The organism is Paraburkholderia sp. BR10872 (assembly GCF_040965835.1).
Classification (GTDB): domain Bacteria; phylum Pseudomonadota; class Gammaproteobacteria; order Burkholderiales; family Burkholderiaceae; genus Paraburkholderia; species Paraburkholderia nodosa_A.
Genome location: NZ_JBFRCN010000019.1, coordinates 43,073 through 61,118, shown reverse-complemented (window position 1 = coordinate 61,118; position 18,046 = coordinate 43,073). Strand labels below are relative to the sequence as shown.

The following is an 18,046-nucleotide window of genomic DNA, read 5'->3' as shown; positions in this document are numbered from 1 at the left end:
CATTTTCTGCGGCGATGTAATGATACGAACATAGAGGGAGTCAAGAGGCGGCCGCCTGGCGGGTTTCCAGACCGCCGGCAAGGGAGTTTCTGAGGCGTTCTGGCGGAATAAATAATCGCTCTACACGTGATGAGTTATAGCGGCAGCATGTGCCCATGCGACCTCCCCGTTCCCGGCGAGGCGCATTCGCGGGCGCGTGGCCGACGGGCTCATCGGAGAAGTTTTATGTTTGACCGTCTCAAAACAATCCTGTCGCAGGCCTTTGCCCTTGTGGTCAGGCTCACGCGACTCACCTGTGCAACCGCCGACCTTCTGTGGCACATCCTAGAGTTCATCTGGGGCATAGTGAACGGCGTACTTGCACAACCCTGGCAGTTCCGGGCCCTCATGGCCCTTATCCTGCTGCTCGTGAGCTTCGGACTGAACGCACCACAGGGATAAGCCTTCAGGGCGGACGGCCCGCGTTGCGGGCCGTCTTTTCCGTTAGGATTCGACTCCTGACACGCCAAACTTTCGCCCAGCATTCAGTGCGGGTTGGTTTCTTTCAGGGCGCGCGCGGCGAGTTCGACACGTTTCTGGAATTCGTGAACTTTCGACATATGCCGCCAGGAATCACAGCTTAATCTTCATGCGCGGAACGTGCTTGTACGTCGTTTGCCAGAACGATTCGAGCCGATCGACGCGCCCTGCCGCCTCCATACAAAACTGGGTGAAGTCTTGACGCCCGTCACACGCTGCATCCAGTCGGGCAACGTCAGCGCGCAGCCCCTTCACGGCACCTGCGTATTCCACCTTGAGTACGGTCATGATGCCGTCCAGCGCGCCGAGCGCGTCCGCCCCCATGACCCCGCCGGCTCGCGCAGCGTCGAGCGCCGCACGCAGCGCCAGATAGGTCCGTGCAAACGTATTGGCTAGCACCGTTGTAGTCGCCTGCCGCGATAGCCCGTTAGTTGCGTCATCCACAGCATCGCGAAACGCACGGCCGCGCACCGAAATCATGCGGACGCTCTCGCTCAACCGCGCCATACGAAAGCGCGCGAGCTGCACCCGCGGGTTGGGTATGCCTTCGGTGCGGGCTACCGTCCGGTCTTCTTCGGATGCCATGGTTTCCACGATGTTGGCCTCGTTCTCGGTTCGATCACTTCGCGTTGGTCGCATGCACTTTCTGCAACTGGGCATTCAGCGCAGCGCGTTCGTTGGCGCGAGTCAGCTCCGCAAGGATCTGCCCCAGCAGTACCTCGATATGCTGGGAGTGCTGCTCGTTCTGGTATGTCATGTCGGAAATGAACGCTGTCGTGAACAGGTTCTCTCGAGCGAGTTGCGTCGGATCGGCCTGCGCGCCCATCTGGATAATCCAGTAGGGATTGCGCCAGCGCCGTCCCGCCTCGAAGCTTTTCAGCTCTTCCCAGCTCAGCTGACCCAGCGCCTTTGCATTGGGCGACTCGTTTGCCTGAAAGTACATCTGCGCGGCCTGGCTCGACTGGTTGATATCCGCAATCAGTTGCGCGCTGCCGGCAAACGGTGCCCGCTGCGCGATCAGCATGTTGATCGAATTCTGCGCCGTGGAAATGTTCGCTGAGTAAGCCTTCTGCATGGCGATATAGAGCTTTCCAGCCTCGGTACCCGCCTCGGCTTTTGTGATGCTCTCCGGTGGCTCAGGATCCGTCGCCATGCGCTCCCACGCATGGGCCGCGTCGATCTGCTGCGGCGTGAACGTCAGATCCGTATCCTTGCCCGGTAGGCCCGCGCCGATGAAAAGGGAATCGGCGTTCGCATCCGCATCGGGCATTTGCGACGACGAGCAACCCGGATAGCCAAGCGAGACTTCCAGCGCGCTGCAATATGTCGCCTCGTGGATCGAGGCCGAGGCGCGTCGCGACTCTCCAACAGAAGGCGCGGCACTGTTCAGCATGTGCGAAAGCACGTTGCTTGCTGGCGAGTACGAGCCGCCCGGCCGGTAACTCGACGCCGCCTTGTTGGCCGCATGTGCGGCCTGCATCGCATAGTTGCTGCCCGACGTCGAGCACGGATCGATCGGCATCTGCGTTTCCTGATTTGCCTGGTCGATCTCGGACTGCTGCTGTACCTGGCTCGCCATTTCACGCTGCGTGTTTCCGTTCAGCGCCGACGTACCGGCCATCTTCGCTCCCACCGCGGCGATATCGTTGTCGATCTCCTCAAGCAGTGTCGAGAGCGTGCTGCCCAGCGTGCCGATCGCGCCAGTGATTGCAATGGAGGCGGTTCCAACTGCGGACACGACGCAGCCGTCACATACCGCGTAGGCGCTGTCCGACATACCCCCATAGACCAGCCCCAAAGCGATCGCAATCTTGCCAAACCTTTTAACCGTTTCGCTATGCATCGGCCCCTGCCTCACTTGAACATGCTCATAACGCTGTTGATCGCACTGCTTATTACGCCATTGCTCGACGTCTGGACTGCCGACGACGTCGCATTCCCAAGCAACGTGCCGGATCCGCCGGCATTCTGGATGACGCTGCTCATGGAAGCGTTGATCTGCTGTTGAACCGCGGCCTGGGCCTGCGCCATCGCCGAGGTCGCGGTCGAACGCACCTGCTGCGCCAGACCGTTACACACCGATTGTGCGATCTTGTTGATGTACGTTGTCGCAGCCAGACCGCTACCGATCATCTGGGTTGGCACCGACTGCAGCCCCTGTGTGCACTGCGTCTCGAGACTGTTGAGCAGCGACAGCGCCTGCATGTTGGAGTTGATCGTGTTCAGGCGCGCCTGAAGTGTCGCCTGAGACGCCGTCTGCAACTGCGTTTGCATGGTGCAGTCGGCATTCGCCGAGGGTGCGGCAAGCGCAATGCCACTGACGACTGCCAGAGAAATCGATCTGTTCAGGAATCCAATACGTTTCGTGTTCATGCTCTTTCCCGGAAACTACAGCCGTTGCCGGGACGCAGCCCACACGTCCGGCTGATGATTCGCCGCATCTGGCGACCAGCAATACTCATAGATTGGCGTCAGGTCGATCTCCCGCTCGAGTTCTGCACCAAACACGAGTTCGGCCGCATGCACCAGCTTGAGCAGGAGCGCTTGATCGACGGACTCGGGGAGCACGACCCGACGCCCGATCAGGCCCGCGTCGTCCGCCTCGATCGAGACCGCGATCCCGCTCCCGAAATAATCACGACTCCGGCGATCCGCCGCGTCCGCCACGAGCGGCAGGAACCCGGTTTCGTGAAACACCTCTCCGGAAGCGACGCGCTCCCCGTCGAGCACGAACCGGCATTTCAGGATCATGTCGAAATAGAGGGCGAGCGCTCGCTGCAGCGGAGCGGGGATACGCAAGATCGCCTCCTGGCGCTTTTCGTTCATACCGGTCCTCGCGCGGGTCGCGGCGTGGCCATCGGCTGCTTCGTCTCGAAAGCGCGGAGCTCGTCGGCGTCTCCCTCGCGATCTGAGGCGGTAGTCGCCGCCTGCCGGGCCAGCCTGTCCTCGCCCAGTCTCGTGCAAACGCTCGCCGGATCTGCAGTGAGCTGACGGCGAAGCGCGGCCGCATTCACGTTAAGCGCGTCACAGCACATTTCAAAGTTCATGTGACCCACTCCGCCACCGACCCACCGCACCGCCTCGTCGCGTTCGAGGCGGGCGTTGCACGCCTGCACGCTGACGTCGGCCGGATCCGGTGTCGGTCGGCACAAATCAAGCGCATTCGCTTCCAGCAGATCGAGCGCGATGTCCCGAAAGATCATTGCGGCGGCGATCCGCTCATCGTCCAGATTGACTGGTCGGCTCACTGCGATCTCCCAACGGTTCGGAGTTTGCGTATCACGCGCTGCTGCATAGCCAGCGCGTCACCTGCGAGCGCCGGAAGTGACTGGCCCGCGCCAGCGCCACAACCATTGATGTATCGATCGTTGAAGAAGCTCCACTCGTCGGGAGCAAGTGCTTCGCGCACGCCCTCGATGAACTGCACCAGATGCGATTGCGCCATATGGACCCCTATGCAGCCTTCGGACGCGAATGTGACACGGTGTCCGCATGCGTGTGTTCAATCCCATGAGCGAACTCCTGCCGAGCCATCGCCATCAGCTCCGCCAATGCGCAGTTGGTACGCTCTCGCTCGTGACCTACCGGATAGGGCGAGTGCTTCGCCTCAGCAAACCGCAAGCCCTGCGTGCCGTGCACGAGGTAGTCATCTCGCCAGCCGAGCGACGCGCAACGGTCCTGCACGTACGACTCGAAAGCGCGCGCCGCAAGTTCGATCACCGACGACCAGTATTTCGGCGACCGCCCCTTGTCGAGTGCCTCTCCCGCCTTGAAGTAGTCAGTGTTGACGAGGCCGGTCCCCTCGCGGGAATTGCGCAACGCGTCCAGATCGCTTGCCTGCTGGATCCCGGCCGGCAAGCGCTTGAGGTTGTCTTCGAGACCGTTCAGGCATTGCTTGACGTAGGCGACCTGCTCCCTCGTCAGATCTTTCGCGGCACCCTGTTCGAACATGTCGGCAAGCCGCTCAACGACGTGATGGCGCGGACCCGGCCTCCATCCCTGGACCGAGCCCGTCGTCATTTCTTCGTACACTGCGGCCTCGTATGCAGCGGCCTGCGCCATGCGTTCCTCCGATGCCATTTCAGGCGCAACGTAGCCGAGCACATTGCGCAACCAGCCTGCAACGTTGTGCCGGAGCACGCCGACATTCCGGTCCGCGAGCGCTTGGAGTTCCTCATCCGTCAAGCGCCGCACTGTCAGCGCATTCACCGCATTGACGAGCGGCATCAGGCGGTCCTTCAGATCGGCCGGGATATAGCGCTGCTGTGCGATCTCGCGGTTGTCGTGACGCCTTCCTTCGCGCTTGCGCGTCAGGAACGCATCGGTCGCGAAATACGAGTAGTTCACGTGGCCCTCGTAGCGGCTCGCGGCCACCAGCGCTTTCACGTGGGCACCGAGATGATCGTCGAACGCATGGAACCACTCATGCGCCAGCGACCCCGCTCCGTTCAGGCGGGTCAGGTTGATGACCTTGCGCGTCGGTTCGTAGTGCGCAGCTGCGCGGCCAACACCGCGCGCGCCAAATGCGACCGCAAGTGTCCCGCCCAGACTCAGGAATGGCCGGTCCACACCCAGGACGCGCGACAAGGTTGACAGGGCGTCGTACGCACGATTGAGGACGTCCTGGCGCTCGATATCCGGAAGCCAGTTGCCGAACTCGCATGCACGAAAGCCGAACGTCGTCAGAAAGTCGTCCGGCGATATGTCGCGGCCGTTGCGCTCGTCCGGCAGGCCGACACGCTGAATGTGATCCAGGTGCGGACGCGACAGATAGTCGACCTTGCTCTCATCGCCTTCCGCCTCAGCGCGGGCACTGATCGTACGCTGCCGCCGCGCGCTTGCCTCGGCCTTGCGACCCGCCAGATAGGCATAGATGCCGTCCGAGTCGAGATCCCGAACGTTCTGCCATTCGTCATTCACCTTGACGGCTTTGCCGGAGTACGCCTTGATGGCCCGGCGATAGCCCCTGTCAGGTTCGTAAATGAAGTCGAACATGAACTTCCGTGTTCGGGAGTCCCTGTTCAGCAATTCCTGGTACGCGTCGGCGAGACTCATGCTCTTCGACTGCCGGCCGCCGTATTCGCGGACTTCGACCTCGATGATTCCCGCGTCCTGCAACCGGTTGACGAACGTGCCGGCTTTCGCTTCCCATCGGGACTCCCGTACCTGCGCAATGTCCTCGAGCTCGGCACAGATATCACGCAGTCTCGTGACGAGATCGACGTAGGCTTCAGCGTGCTCAGCTTTCGCAATGGATGGCGGGCATTCGCGCCGGAGCTGCGTGACGAAGAGGGCAACGTTCACGTCCTGCCCTTCCTTCTGGAAGTCCTCGAGGCTCTTGCCCGGCCAGATGTTGTCCTTGGTCACGAGCTTGACCTTCTCGCGCTCGTTCATGCCATCGAGATCAACGCGCGCCAGGGCCCTGGCATAGTAATCCTTACGTGCGCCGCCGATCTTCTCGCCCGCGTCCTCGATCCGTTGCCGTTGACGCGCCTCGCTCTTGACTGGTCGAAGGCGGGGCACATGCACCCCAGCCTCAGCCGCCCCGCCTTCGACCGGCACGTCCTGTTGCGGAGACGCAATCTGAGGCTGCGCGACGGGCTCATCCGCATGCAGATCGTCCGCGCCGACATCCGGGCCGGCGAGCTCTTCAGCGAGCTCGTGGAAGACCTGCATGCGCCGGCGCACATAGTCGATGTTCGCCTGAGACAGCAGCAGGTTCTGGCGCAGTGCCACGACCGGATCGCCACCGTAGACGATTCCCAGGTCGTAGTCCGATACAGCGTCGAGACCACGCTGTCGCAGAGCGTTGTAGCGCGCGATGCTCTCGCTGAGCTCCTGACCGAGCGAACCCCTCAACGCTGCAGCGCGCTCATAGACGTCGAAGCCACGCCCGAGCCCGGTCAGGCCTGCCTCATTCAGGAAGTGGCTACGCGTGCGCTCGTCGATCTCCGCCCTGAATACACGGTTCTCGTCCTCAACAGCGAAGCCGGACAGGACAGTGGCGAGTGCTTCGCGCGGCGCATTGCGCCGCACGCCCGCCACCCATTGCTCATGCGACGGCGCAGTGGTCACAGCCGCGGACGAAGCAGCCGCCGTCGTATTCCGCCGCGCTTCCTCCTCCAGGTGACGATCCAGCAGCGCGCCAATCAACCCGTCATCGCCGAGCAGATTGAGATCCTCATAGCCAATCAGGAACGAATCAACGTCGATGTCGCGGACATCGCGAGCGGGGTCAAAGCCAGGGAACCATGACTTCAGCTCCGAGAGCTTGAACGCTGGCCTGTCGGCCAGCCAGGTTCCCTTTGCGACTTCTTCAAAGCCGAATGCGGCGAGATTGCTGCGCGTGTAGCCCCGCACAACCAGGCGATTGCGCCCGTCAGGCGGGCACTGCATCGCAATCAGCATTTCAGCCCCGTCATATCGAGCGAGGCTCACCCAACGCCGCATCGTCACGCTCACCCCCTGAACGTCGGTCGGGGGCGGCTCGCCACCGATACGCGGCTCGCCTCGGCCAGCTGCAAAGCCGGCTCGAGGCGATCGCTGGCCCGCTGGAACCAGTGCTGGGCGTTGATCATGTTCTGCCGACTCGGCTGGATGCCCATCGCTGCATACGAAGCCAGACGAGCGAGCTGCATCCCGGTCCTTTGCAGATCGCGAATCGCGTCAATGCTGTCGTCCAATGCCATGAATTCCCTCAATTTCTAGGTTTGATGCTCGAATGCGAGCGTGTCGAAAATCTGCGGGTCCACGATGAACGTCTCATCGTCGGCACCCTCGGCTGTCGGCCCCGCCGCGCTCACGCGCACGTCGTCGGCAGCACTGAATGCGGTCTTGAGTGCTGCCAGCACCGCGGGCAGATCCGCCGGATTGCCCCTCGCCGTTGTAGTCAGAGAGTATGCGTCCAGCGCGAATTCGGGATACAGGCGACCCGAAATGCCATCGTGGGTCTCGAACGAAATCTCTTCGCCTTGCAGGCTCACACGTGCCAACGGCTGCTCCTGCAGGTTCGCCTCGAAGTGAAATCCGTCCGGATGGAGAAGCGCCTGCTGGATCAGCGCGCGTGATTCGCCGCCTGTCGTGAACTCCTTCATGACCGAGATCATCTTGAGCATCGGGACGCTAAGCTCAACCGGTTTCATCATGGTTAGTTCACCCATTCATCGTGCTTGCAGGACGGATAGCTCGAGCACGAAAGTTTCCGCTTACCCGAGGCAAACCGGATGCCCTTCATTTGAGCTTTTCGACACTTCGGGCAGGTTTCGCCGTGGCCCGGCACCGTTTCATCCGTCTGCGGAGCGGCCTTTCCGCTCGGTGAGGAGGCGGCCTGATCAACCGGTCCCAGTTTGGCCGCGTCAAACACGCAACGTCTCATCGCCTCGACGATCCTCGCAACCTGCTTGCGCACCACCCCATCGGCCTGCTGTGGGGTGATCTTTCCCTGCTCGATGAGGCTCAATGTCATTTCCCACTTCGCCGTCATTACGGGGTTCGCGAGCTCGACTTCGGGCGGCAGCTTGGTGATCAACTCGATGCCGAGATCGGTCGGATACACCTCCACGCGGCTGCCTTTCTTGCGCGTTGCCATGTAGCCCACGTGTTTGAGCTTTTCGATCATGGGTGCGCGCGTGCGCTCGGTTCCGAGACCCCTGGCATCCCGCAACACCTTCCGGTCAGCGTCGTTCGTTACGAAGCGATGGATGTTGGTCATCGCCGAGATCAACGTGCCCTCGGTGTAGCGTTCGGGCGGAGTTGTCTCGGCAGCGTCCAGCTCGACCACCCCGCCTTGCAGGACCTGCCCCTTCTCGTAGCTCATGGAAGGCTATGCCGCAATCAATACGGGACGTCGTCGTCGCCGAAATCGGTGCCGCCACCGTTGCCAGGCACGCCGTGCTCGGCCACCGCAGCGCGCGCCGGACGCTCGACACGTGACGCGGCAAAGCCGAGGCGCGCATGCAGCACCGGCGAGCACGCACGCGTGACGTACACGGCCACCGGCTGCGCGCCGGGGAGCGGCTCGCCGGTATCGCCGACAGGGTTGAAGAGGACCGTGTCGTAGTAAACGTCGCTGCCGTCGGCGCGAGCGTTCACGACGTTGCCGAGTGCGACCGTCACGTATTTGATCTCGCCCGAATGGTCGTCGACGCGACGTGCGGACAGCGAAATGAACGTACCAGGTTGCCCCTTGCGATCGTTGACGAACGCCGTTACGCGCTCTCTGCCCTTACCCTGGACCAGTTCGATCACGCCCGTCAGAACCGCGCGCGTATCCGGGTTGGTCGGCTCGGTGAAACTGGCAATCTCGAAGACTTTGTCGCCACGACGGGCGACGGCACGAAGCACAGCAGCGGCATTGGTCATGAATCCCCTCACAGTGGATGGTTGCTTGCGGCCCTGTTGGACACCCGCGCCGCGTGGTCGTCGCACTCTGATCCTGGTGATACTAATTCCGTATCAAAGCAACGATACGAACTATTATAACGAGCAGCTATCGCTTGTCCAGCACTACCTGGTGCCCGCGTCAGGGGCCGCACCGTTCACCCGCACACCTGCACCCTCGCCTTTTCGGCTACCAATCCCGGAAACAAATGACAAACACAACAGACAGCCGAAGGCAGGCTGGGGGAGCCGCTAGTCGAGGACGCGATGGATGAGACCGTGGATCAGCGAATGCCAGTACGCCCGGCCAAGCGTTCGGCGGCGGAGCGTCTTGTCGTCCATGTGTAAGCGCCCTTGAACTTCCCCACCTTGTGTTGCATGTACGAGAAGTACGTCCGTTCCCATGTTGGATCCAGGGATCGAAAGATAAGAACATACTTCTGGTCCCCAATGTTCACGTCGCCTATGCTAAGTCAGTAGCCCTCAGTGACAAATTGGATGCGGTCCGGCGACACGCGCCGGTCTCCTCTTTCCCTTTCAAAAAAGGAAAACGCATGGGACGCCTGACAAATAATGCATGGGAGGTATTGCATCTCAACAGGAACGACTGGTCGGAGGATGCGATGTCCGCCGCCGTAATGGTCAAGGTTAGCAACGTTAACATGGAGGGCAAGGTTGAACGCGATGAACATATCGAGTACTTTCACGTTGAAACGTACAAGGCGGACACGGGAATTCACGTTGAACAAGCACTCATGACCGCGCTGTCCAAGCGTTACGGAACGCTGCAGGCACTCCCTGCACGATGCACGATCGTCTTTGTGGCTCAATGGAGTCCTTGCCGGCATTGCACCGAAGGGACCATCCCCATGTTCCTGAACCAGGCGGACATTGTTGGAAAAAGCATCCGGGTAAAGTTTCGATTCAAGCAGTACTATGCCCATGGCATCTTTCCTAGAGCGGACAAGGTGTCAGCGGAGCATCTTTGGCGCACCGTTGGCGAGGCGAACGCCGCTTACGATGCTCTGGCCAACCGGTACGACTTTCACAACTATAAACTCACAGGCTTTGTGGAAGGCGGTATGGCGGTCAAACTCAGGCGGCGGGTCGTATTTGCACCAGCCCAAGTCACCTCAACAAGCAAGGTGGAGACCTGGATTTTTAAGTAACTGAAACTTGTCGAACTTCTATCTCGCCGCGTTTGCAAACAACGCGAGTGCCGTCGCGCTCGCGACAACATCCGGATACCCGCATGATAAGGAAACGGGAACTCCTGCATGCCGTCCTCCAATGGACTCACCGGCTCACACCGGTATAGGGAACATCACACCAGTTTGGCCGTCGGCATGCCCGCGAGAAGAATCGCCGCATGCATGTTCGCCACACTCCGAAGCGGCCCATGTCGCGCCAGGACCGCCAGAATTTCAGGCGATTCGAAGCGAAGCTGGCAAAGCATCTGGCCGCACGCTGCAATCCGCGCGATCTGCTGAACCGTCAAGGCCATCAGAATTTCAGCGACCTCGGCTGACAAACCCAGGCGAAACATGCCGGTCGCAACGTCCTCGCGAAGCATCCGTTGTGCGAGCAACAAATACGAAAGATTGATCTCCTGAATCTCGTTGACGGCCGGTTGATCACTATCCATGGCAGGGACCAGAGAAGTCGAAGAGGCTATACGGAACCGGACAGGCTGGATGACTCAGTTCGCAGCCTGGCGGCGCAGCATCCGACGTTGCCAGAGACGCCATCCGCACCACGCGGTCGCGAGCGCAATCACTGCGGGCACTGCACGGCCAACGTTCAGGACGACCCAATGCAGTTGGTCATCGGCCGTCATGTCCGAGAACGGCGTAGCAGCGAGACGCTTCGATTCGAGCACGAGTGCTGCGTCCGCCCGCACCGCTTGCGCGGGCTCGAGCCCGGCTCGCTCCACCGCAACCACGCTACGTTGCAGCTCGAGCAACGTGCGCCTGCTCGGCGACGGATCCGCAGCCAGAGCATCAGCAACGAGTCGAGCGGCGTCCGCGCTGCTCCGGGCCTGTGCAACGAGCCTCGTGATCGCCGCGCTGGACGCCGGCAACCCGGATGCCAGATGCAGGATCACGGTGCATACGATCAGCAGCACCAGACCACACTCAATCGCACGACCAGCAAGCGCCTTGCGCTGCAACGCGCTGCGCGCGCGCGGGCTATTTCGCTTCATTGGAGCACCACCGTGTTGAACTTGGCGTTGGTCGAGCCCTTCTTGTCCATGTACACCGCAATCGTTTTCTGCGGCGTGATGAATTTGAGGACGCTTTCTTCGATGTTCAGCTTCTTGCACGAGGCGGCCCAGAACGAGCTGTCGATACCAAGGAGGATCTTCGTCGCGACCGTCGTGATTACACCTTGCGGGAAGTCAGACGGCGTCTGGGATACGGCCCACAGTCCGAGGCCGAACTTGCGCGCCTCCTTGGCGATCTTGTTGTAGATGCTGTCGGGATCGTCATCAAACAGGTTATGGGCTTCGTCGGCACCGATCACCTCCTTGAGGTGGGGCGTCGCGCCCGCGAGCTTTCGCATCCGCATGATGTACTGTGCGCGGATCTTCGCGAAAATGTACTTCTCGCCCTCGTCGATGTTGGTCAGGTCGTAAGACCATATTTTCGCGCTCGGGTCGAACGGCGGCGGATTCGCATTGAAGATGCCGATCGCGCGAAAATTCTTCAACCGGTCGATCACGCTCTTGAGCACATCCTTCGAGTCGTATTTGATCAGGTCGTCATACTCGCGGCCGGTCTCGATCGTCTTCATGTAATCCATGACGCGCTCGAGGTACTTCTCCTTTGCAGCTTCGAGACTCTTCGCAGCCTTCTCGCGCTCCTCGTCGTCCACCTTGCGAAGCTTCGTGTTGACCAGACGATTGAGACTCGCCGCCGTGCGATTCATCTCTTCGAGTGCATTGACGGCACGGCTACCATCTTCGTTTGCGTTCAGGCCGCCGTACATGGCCCGGAGTTTTCGTTCCGCGAATGCAATCGCATCGTCGAGTGTCGGGTAGTAACGCGCCATCAGCTCGCGAAAGTCGCGTGTCCATCGTTCGTTTCGCTCGCGCTCGGTGATCTCTTCGCGTCGCCATGTCGCGGGCTCCGTCTCATAGATGCCGAAGATCGCATAGACATCGGTCAGGACGTTGCGCAGGCAGGCCTCCTGCTTGTCCATGATCTTGCGGGACGTCTGGTTGATCGTCTGCAGGATGAAGTTGATCTGCCGCTCAACACCACCCGACTTCGGATTCGGGTCGAGCACGAGCGGGTTGTATCCATAGCGCGTCGCACGCGAGAACTCCACGCGACTCTCACCTGGGATAACGAGATCTCCATGCACGTCGAGGTTGTGATACCGCTCGAACTCGTCGCCCGCTGACGCGAGCCCCTCGCGTATGAAACGCATGAGCTGGTACGACTTGCCCATGCCGGACTTCGCACACAGGATGATGTGTGGATTGATCAGATCGTCGGAGTCCCAGAAGACGGGAACGTCCTTGCCCTGCTTGCGCAGGTAGTCATTGAAACCGAGTGGGATTCTCATACGGACCGGTGTGAAATGCGCTTGCGTAGCCGGAGGAATCCAATGCAGGCGATCCACATCACGATCCAGCCGGCAAAGAAGATCATCTTGGCTGCTACATCGACTGTCGCGTCACCCGCGAGGTCGTTCGTCAACGTCTCCATCAGCTCGCAGATCCAGAGCGGGTGCGGCTTCGGGAGCCCCACCAGTGCAACCAGGATTCCAGTCGCGATGTAGACGCGCAGCACTGTGAAGCCGAACAGGTCGATGCCGAAAAGCATCCGGGCGGAGAGTTTCCGCATCATGCAACGTGCGCCTCATTGATCTGGCCGCTCGCGCCGCCTGCGCCCTGGCTCCAGTCGGCCCCCGCGCCGCCCGGCACATAGTCTTGCCGCGGCAAATTCGCAACGGCGTGCAAGCCACCGTACATCGGCGACGCGTGTTGCTGTACCGGCCGAGCGTTGCTCGCCGTACCCTCGCGACTCTCGGAGCCGCCCGGCTGCACCACCGGTTGACCGGCAGTCTCCGTGCTTGCCGGTTGACCGGCGACGACGTTGAATACCTCCTTCTGGATCCGGCCGTTGACTTCGCCGCCGAGCTCGATCGCCAGCTTTTCGTATGTCACGTTGCCAATGATCCTGCCGGTCTCAAGGATGATGACCTCGTTCGCGCAGACATCGCCTTCGATCAGTCCGCCAACGATCAACTGATGGCTACGCACATTGCCATGCACGCCGCCCGTATTGCCAATCAGCAGGCTGTGCAACCCTGCCTGGGTGATGTTTCCTCGAAACACGCCCTTGATGACGAAGTGCTCATCGATCTCGAGGTTGCCGTTGAACTTCGCCTCGACCGGGAAGACCGTTCCGATGTCCTTACCTTTTGTGACCGCCTGCATGATGTCCGTACGCACCGTGGTCGACATGGCTCCGCCGGAAGCGCTCGCGGATGCGGGCGGCTGGGTTGCACGGGCGGGCGCTGCATCCTGGCGTGGTTGTCGCTGTTCGGCCGAGGTGCCAGGCGCTGCGCTGGCCTGGGGCTGAGGTCGAGCTGGCGTGGACGCCTGCGTTTGCGACCGGGCGGGACCCTGCGTGTTGCCGGCTGCCGGTGCGCCCTGCCCCGCATTTGCTGTGGCCGGTTGCGCGGTGGACGGGGCCGGCGCACGTGCTGCGCCTGCCATCGTTGCCGTCGACCCATTCTGGCTCGGGGGGTTCTGACGGATGATGCCAGTGGCAAGGCACAGTCGGACGATCGGATTGGTCATGATGCTGGGCCTCAGTTTGTTACGTTGATGATGCGTTGGTTAGTCACGATCGAATGACTTTCCGGGTCGATCGCCACGATGATTTCGCCCTTCTGGAGCGCCTGGCCGACCGAGAGGCTTTGACCGCCGATCTGGACGACGCCATTGCCGAAGCCCGTGATGTTCATCGCCTGCGCGGGAATCGCCTGCAGTGGCAGGGCGGTGACATCGACTCCGGCCGCCGCGCGCGCGGTGTCGAGCGCCTGGTGGATCGAGTGCGAGACGGCGACCACCTGGGCCACACCATCGCGCGTTGCGCGTGCCTGAGGCGCTTGCGGCGTAGCCGCTGGGGCCGACGCCACCGCCTTCTGGATCACGTCGACGCGCTCCTCAAGTGATTGAAGGCTGTCGGCCATCGCCTCGAGCTGGTGCTTGTTGGCCTCGGCGGCCGCGCGCCACGCCGACGCCTGGATCTCACGCGTGTGGCGCTCGCGCACGAGCTCATCGGAGAGCTGCTGGCTGGACGCACCTGTGAACTGCGGGAGGGGGCCGCCGACGGCCCCTGACGGCTGTGCTGGCGCGACCGTCCGCGGCGGCATTTGATGGGCAACACCACCTGCATATTCAGCGGGATGAAGGCGTTGCCACTCAGCGTAGCCGCCAAACCCCACCGCGCCCGCGATGGCTAGAAGCACGATCCAACCCCGCGCCGTCATCACGACCTGCCCCGGCATTTGCCCGGATCCACCCTGCTGAATTGCGCTGTCCATACGATCCCCGCATGCTTGACCGTCGCCCGGCCATACGCGCGCGTCGATCGGATTTCACGAGTGCGTCGGGCTGCTCCACCTGTGTTCGGCCCCGTCGCAGGCCCATAATTACGTATCGTTAGTTTGATACGGAATTCATGATGCTATTTTTTTGTCTGCCAGTCAAGAAATCTGGACGCGGAATGCCCCGGCGAGCGTCCCGCGAAATAATGTTGTTTCATCCTCCCCCAAAGAGAGCCCGTGCTGCGGTAAGCGAACCAGCCCGTGTATTCAACTTTGCTTTCCGGAAATGCGAAGTAAACTTGGACCTTGTTGACGAAGGGAAGTAAATCTGGAACTTTGCGAAGGGTGGGTGGTGGCTGACGTTCGTCCGGTTGATCCTGCGCAGCAGTTGAACTTTCACCCGATCTCCATTCAGCGCTCGAAATCGACGCACCAGTTCCAGGGTACATCGTCGACTCGCGGTATCGGGAGGTTCCGAGATGGCTGTTCATTGCGCTCGTGCTAGGATTTTCCCCAACAAGGGAGGGAAAGCGATGGCTGTACACGCTATAACGGCGGTTCGGGTGGACGGGAATTCGGAAAGGGTCACACACGTGCTTTGGGGGCAGGTGTCCGTGAGCGGAGACCAATTTGAGGTCGCTCCGCACTCATCGCCCGTAATCGAAGTGGTAGACGCACTGGCTAAGGGCGACACCGTCGTAACAGTCTTTCCGCTGGATGGCCAGCGCGTTGCAGGTCCAGAAGTCCGCTGCGTCGTCGACGAGGCCGGACGCGAAGGCATCGAAATGGTGGTCACTGATGCCGATGAGGGCCGAACGCTCACGGACCTCCCACGGCTTGATCACGAATAGAGCGCTCATCGGGTCGGCTCTATCGGACGGAGTTTAATCAACCGCCCTCACGAACCGGCGCCGAAACCTTGCCCCAGACTCACGTCGTCTGAACACGCGGTTTGGCTTGTCATGCGTTCCACATTAGAGACAGTGATCGGCCACAACCGGACGTTCGGCAACGCACCGTGCATCGTCGACAATCGTTGGTAGCCTCGATGAGAAGAAAGAGGACCGGCGAATATTCTGTCCAGCATTCCTCGATGCGAGATGGGGCGCGCATCGCCGCCGAGATGGCAGTTGAAACGGCTTATCTAGCGAGACCAGCATGAATTCAATAAAAACGAAACGGCCAATTCTTGTCTGGGTTGTATTTCTTTACTATCTGGTAACTATTTTGCCTGCCGCCGGCGCACTTCTCCTCGTTTGGCACTCGGCGCCGTTTTCTGCGAAAGCACGGATCGCCCTCGAGTCCATGACAACGCTGGCTTGGGCACTCGTCGGGCTGACGTTCGCATTGGAGCTGGGTGGTGCGGTCGCATTGTTCAAACTACGGCGCATTGCGTTCCCCCTGTTTGTTGGAGCGTTCGCCTGCACCATCCTTCAGATGACAATGCACCGTCAGGAGAGCGCGGTTTCGGGACCCGGCAGCCACACTCCTGCACTATGGATGGCAATTGACCTTTTCGTATGTGCGTATGCCTGGCGTCTACGGTCTCGTTCTGTGCTCACTTGAATCGCGCGTGCCGGAAATGCCGAAGGCAAAAGATCTAAAGCGCCGCCGTCGGGAAAGTCCGTTCGGAAGTAAGGCAACTGGCTGCTCAGGGCCGGTATGCCTATCGCATGATACGTGAGCCGGGCAGGCGCGGGGCCGTTCGCGTGACGCACTGCGGCCACATGCGGCCGCTCGACAGAAGCTGCTAGATTGCTGACAATCCTGAGACGGCAGGTAGGTGATTCACTCCGAGTAGGCCCAAAAACCTAATGGAAGGCCGAAGGACATTTCAACTCAAACTTACGATTCGGCGTCAATGAGCTCACAACTGTCTTGGGACGATATTTTTGTCGATGCGGCACATCTTGATTTTGGTAATCTCTTGGCGCAGTGGCCAAGCTTGGTCAATGGTCCGGTTAGGCCGATAGGGGCGTCCGTCTTCGGCGATCTATTCTTTGAGCGCCGATCAGGGAAGGTTGAGAAAATTGATGTGTTGGAGGGTGGACTTCATCCTATTGCAGACAGCTTCAGGGATTTCTCAGCGCTGATGAATTCCCGCGATTGGCAGGAGCAGCACCTTCTGACTGAGGGTGTTGCTTTGTTGAAAGACAAGGGAGTAACCCGAGCCGTTGATCAGTTCTTCGGATTTGCCCCGCATCCTTCACTCGCGGGGAGAATAGTTTGGTCAACCGTGATGCCGCTCGACGCCGTCGTTTGGAATTCGATTTGCGCACAAACCTTGTCCAGTCATAGCTAACCCCTTTCTCAGAATGGCTCTTGCAATTGCCGGATGGCGAGCATATGCCTCGACGCCGCAGAGCGTCATTGATTGGTCGCTTACGAAACGGATTGGACGACTGCTTTGGAGCGGGATGACTGTCTGGTTCGGGTCGTCTGCTGCCGCACGCCAGATTGCCATGCCGGCCGGAGGACGGGAACGACGCCGCTCCTCGCACGGCGTCGGGTGGACGATATGCGACAGGACCGATAAGTTGCCTTATCGGTCCAGTTGCCAGTCCGAGCTAAACCCTCAGTCGCGAAAATACGCAATACGCGAGACCGCACCCGCCGAACCCCGCGATTCCGGCGGCCACATGCCCTATCAATTCGGGCCGCGGGAAAGCTCCATCTTCACTTCGCAAAACACGCAATCAATTGATTTTCAAGGAGAATATTTCTTCGAAATCGCAGAAATGCGCCTGAATACGGCGAAGTTTCTACTTTACTTCGCGAAACGAAACATCTTTACTTCGGCGGACGGCGAGCGCCGTGCAACGCCCGCAGAATCATGCAGACGGGACGTCAATTGACGGTGAGGCGGGGAAAGGCGGAAATGAAGAGGGACCGTCTGGCGCTTGCTGGCAAGCGCCCAGCACGGGCACACCATGCACGCGAACGCGGCATGGTGTCTTAGATCGTCACTTCGATCTCGGGATGAAACTTCACAGAAGCCGCGGCGATCACATTCGGTTGAACCGCATAGTCCACCTTGAATGACGTAGCCGTCATCGGTAGTTGGTGGAATTCGACCTTCGCGGGATAGGTCACCACGTTGATATGCTGGAACTCGGGCAACGCCAGCAGACGCGGCAACAGGTCGGTGCGGCGCGCCACGAAGTCCTCAGGCTTGAGCCACTTGTATTGCTTCAACGCATCGACGCCTTCATCTTCCGCAACCCACGCCTTCCAGTGCGCGGCAATTTCCGCAATCAGCGATTTGGATGCGCGGAACAGGCTCAGCACGTCATGGTTGGGCAATTCTTCTGGTGGAAGAATCTTCGGATAAATAGGCTTCTGGAAATTGACCAGCATATCGACCACGAACATTTCGAGACGCTTCTTGTTCGCATATTCGCGGGCATGCATCAAACTCTGCACGCGCTGAAATCCCGATATACCGGTAATGTATCCGGACAGTGGTCGCTCTAGCGAAAGACCGTCGAGATCCCTGATTGAGAGACGTTCAGGAATCTCGTTGCGCGGATAAAACAGAATTGCCGATACATCGATCCCTGAGCGTTTTGTCTTTCCCATAACT

Annotated in this window: 24 protein-coding genes; 5 read left to right on the top strand and 19 right to left on the bottom strand. The window is 60.4% G+C overall.

Translation table 11 applies throughout. The features are described from left to right. Positions 1–225: 225 nt before the first annotated feature. Positions 226–441 carry a hypothetical protein gene (locus AB4Y43_RS16905; RefSeq protein ID WP_368728323.1) on the top strand — a complete coding sequence of 72 codons (216 nt, stop codon included), beginning with the start codon at positions 226–228 and terminating at the stop codon, positions 439–441. Positions 442–612: 171 nt separating this feature from the next. Here AB4Y43_RS16905 and AB4Y43_RS16900 read toward each other — a convergent pair whose 3' ends face one another. The 11 genes from AB4Y43_RS16900 to AB4Y43_RS16850 all read right to left on the bottom strand — a co-directional run bounded on the left by AB4Y43_RS16900 (position 613) and on the right by AB4Y43_RS16850 (position 8,880). After that, the gene (locus AB4Y43_RS16900; protein ID WP_368728322.1) at positions 613–1,113 is read right to left on the bottom strand and encodes a hypothetical protein; all 501 of its coding nucleotides are present in this window, start codon (positions 1,111–1,113) and stop codon (positions 613–615) included. 25 nt (positions 1,114–1,138) lie between these two features. Continuing rightward, on the bottom strand, positions 1,139–2,296 hold the full coding sequence (gene traW / locus AB4Y43_RS16895; protein ID WP_368728321.1) for a conjugal transfer protein TraW: 1,158 nt from the start codon (positions 2,294–2,296) through the stop codon (positions 1,139–1,141). A gap of 77 nt (positions 2,297–2,373) precedes the next feature. Then, the gene (locus AB4Y43_RS16890; protein ID WP_368728320.1) at positions 2,374–2,892 is read right to left on the bottom strand and encodes a hypothetical protein; all 519 of its coding nucleotides are present in this window, start codon (positions 2,890–2,892) and stop codon (positions 2,374–2,376) included. Between the two features lie 15 nt (positions 2,893–2,907). Continuing rightward, positions 2,908–3,345, bottom strand: a complete 438-nt coding sequence (locus AB4Y43_RS16885) for a hypothetical protein (protein WP_368728319.1) — start codon at positions 3,343–3,345, stop codon at positions 2,908–2,910. Next, positions 3,342–3,767 carry a hypothetical protein gene (locus tag AB4Y43_RS16880; RefSeq protein ID WP_368728318.1) on the bottom strand — a complete coding sequence of 142 codons (426 nt, stop codon included), beginning with the start codon at positions 3,765–3,767 and terminating at the stop codon, positions 3,342–3,344. The genes AB4Y43_RS16885 and AB4Y43_RS16880 overlap by 4 nt, the downstream gene beginning before the upstream one ends. After that, on the bottom strand, positions 3,764–3,964 hold the full coding sequence (locus AB4Y43_RS16875; protein ID WP_368728317.1) for a hypothetical protein: 201 nt from the start codon (positions 3,962–3,964) through the stop codon (positions 3,764–3,766). Before AB4Y43_RS16875 ends, AB4Y43_RS16880 begins: the two co-directional genes overlap by 4 nt. 8 nt (positions 3,965–3,972) lie before the next feature. Then, positions 3,973–6,927: an LPD1 domain-containing protein gene (locus AB4Y43_RS16870; protein ID WP_368728316.1), complete on the bottom strand. Its 2,955-nt coding sequence runs from the start codon at positions 6,925–6,927 to the stop codon at positions 3,973–3,975. Between the two features lie 50 nt (positions 6,928–6,977). Next, positions 6,978–7,208, bottom strand: coding sequence for a hypothetical protein (locus AB4Y43_RS16865; protein ID WP_368728315.1), 231 nt, complete (start codon positions 7,206–7,208; stop codon positions 6,978–6,980). Between the two features lie 15 nt (positions 7,209–7,223). After that, entirely contained in the window at positions 7,224–7,664 is a 441-nt protein-coding gene (locus AB4Y43_RS16860; RefSeq protein ID WP_368728314.1) for a hypothetical protein, read from the bottom strand. A gap of 2 nt (positions 7,665–7,666) precedes the next feature. After that, complete coding sequence (locus AB4Y43_RS16855; protein ID WP_368728313.1) at positions 7,667–8,335, bottom strand: DNA topoisomerase; 669 nt, start codon at positions 8,333–8,335, stop codon at positions 7,667–7,669. Positions 8,336–8,352: 17 nt separating this feature from the next. Continuing rightward, positions 8,353–8,880, bottom strand: a complete 528-nt coding sequence (locus tag AB4Y43_RS16850; RefSeq protein ID WP_368728312.1) for a hypothetical protein — start codon at positions 8,878–8,880, stop codon at positions 8,353–8,355. 572 nt (positions 8,881–9,452) lie between these two features. Here AB4Y43_RS16850 and AB4Y43_RS16845 point away from each other — a divergent pair. Then, positions 9,453–10,067, top strand: coding sequence for a hypothetical protein (locus AB4Y43_RS16845; RefSeq protein WP_368728311.1), 615 nt, complete (start codon positions 9,453–9,455; stop codon positions 10,065–10,067). A 155-nt stretch (positions 10,068–10,222) separates the two neighbouring features. On the opposite strand, the gene flhD is transcribed toward AB4Y43_RS16845, so the two are convergent. The 7 genes from flhD to AB4Y43_RS16810 form a co-directional block, all read right to left on the bottom strand. Further along, the gene (gene flhD / locus AB4Y43_RS16840; protein WP_368728310.1) at positions 10,223–10,543 is read right to left on the bottom strand and encodes a flagellar transcriptional regulator FlhD; all 321 of its coding nucleotides are present in this window, start codon (positions 10,541–10,543) and stop codon (positions 10,223–10,225) included. Between the two features lie 54 nt (positions 10,544–10,597). Next, the gene (locus tag AB4Y43_RS16835; protein WP_368728309.1) at positions 10,598–11,101 is read right to left on the bottom strand and encodes a hypothetical protein; all 504 of its coding nucleotides are present in this window, start codon (positions 11,099–11,101) and stop codon (positions 10,598–10,600) included. Next, positions 11,098–12,468, bottom strand: a complete 1,371-nt coding sequence (locus tag AB4Y43_RS16830) for a helicase HerA-like domain-containing protein (protein WP_368728308.1) — start codon at positions 12,466–12,468, stop codon at positions 11,098–11,100. The genes AB4Y43_RS16835 and AB4Y43_RS16830 overlap by 4 nt, the downstream gene beginning before the upstream one ends. After that, entirely contained in the window at positions 12,465–12,752 is a 288-nt protein-coding gene (locus AB4Y43_RS16825) for a hypothetical protein (RefSeq protein ID WP_368728307.1), read from the bottom strand. The genes AB4Y43_RS16830 and AB4Y43_RS16825 overlap by 4 nt, the downstream gene beginning before the upstream one ends. Then, positions 12,749–13,372 (bottom strand): polymer-forming cytoskeletal protein, encoded by a 624-nt coding sequence (locus tag AB4Y43_RS16820; RefSeq protein WP_368728306.1) that lies wholly within the window; start codon positions 13,370–13,372, stop codon positions 12,749–12,751. Before AB4Y43_RS16820 ends, AB4Y43_RS16825 begins: the two co-directional genes overlap by 4 nt. Positions 13,373–13,722: 350 nt before the next feature. Next, positions 13,723–14,460, bottom strand: a complete 738-nt coding sequence (locus tag AB4Y43_RS16815; RefSeq protein ID WP_368728305.1) for a hypothetical protein — start codon at positions 14,458–14,460, stop codon at positions 13,723–13,725. Positions 14,461–15,110: 650 nt separating this feature from the next. Continuing rightward, entirely contained in the window at positions 15,111–15,323 is a 213-nt protein-coding gene (locus AB4Y43_RS16810; protein ID WP_368728304.1) for a hypothetical protein, read from the bottom strand. 298 nt (positions 15,324–15,621) lie between these two features. Between AB4Y43_RS16810 and AB4Y43_RS16805 the strand changes: the two genes are divergently transcribed. From AB4Y43_RS16805 to AB4Y43_RS16795, 3 genes are all read left to right on the top strand, one after another. Further along, positions 15,622–16,029 carry a hypothetical protein gene (locus AB4Y43_RS16805; RefSeq protein WP_368728303.1) on the top strand — a complete coding sequence of 136 codons (408 nt, stop codon included), beginning with the start codon at positions 15,622–15,624 and terminating at the stop codon, positions 16,027–16,029. Positions 16,030–16,324: 295 nt separating this feature from the next. Beyond that, positions 16,325–16,765, top strand: a complete 441-nt coding sequence (locus AB4Y43_RS16800; RefSeq protein WP_368661988.1) for a hypothetical protein — start codon at positions 16,325–16,327, stop codon at positions 16,763–16,765. A 115-nt stretch (positions 16,766–16,880) separates the two neighbouring features. Continuing rightward, positions 16,881–17,318 (top strand): hypothetical protein, encoded by a 438-nt coding sequence (locus AB4Y43_RS16795; RefSeq protein WP_368728302.1) that lies wholly within the window; start codon positions 16,881–16,883, stop codon positions 17,316–17,318. Between the two features lie 100 nt (positions 17,319–17,418). Here the strand turns inward: AB4Y43_RS16795 and AB4Y43_RS16790 are convergent, their stop codons facing one another. After that, positions 17,419–18,042, bottom strand: a complete 624-nt coding sequence (locus AB4Y43_RS16790) for a hypothetical protein (protein WP_368728301.1) — start codon at positions 18,040–18,042, stop codon at positions 17,419–17,421. Positions 18,043–18,046 lie beyond the last annotated feature (4 nt).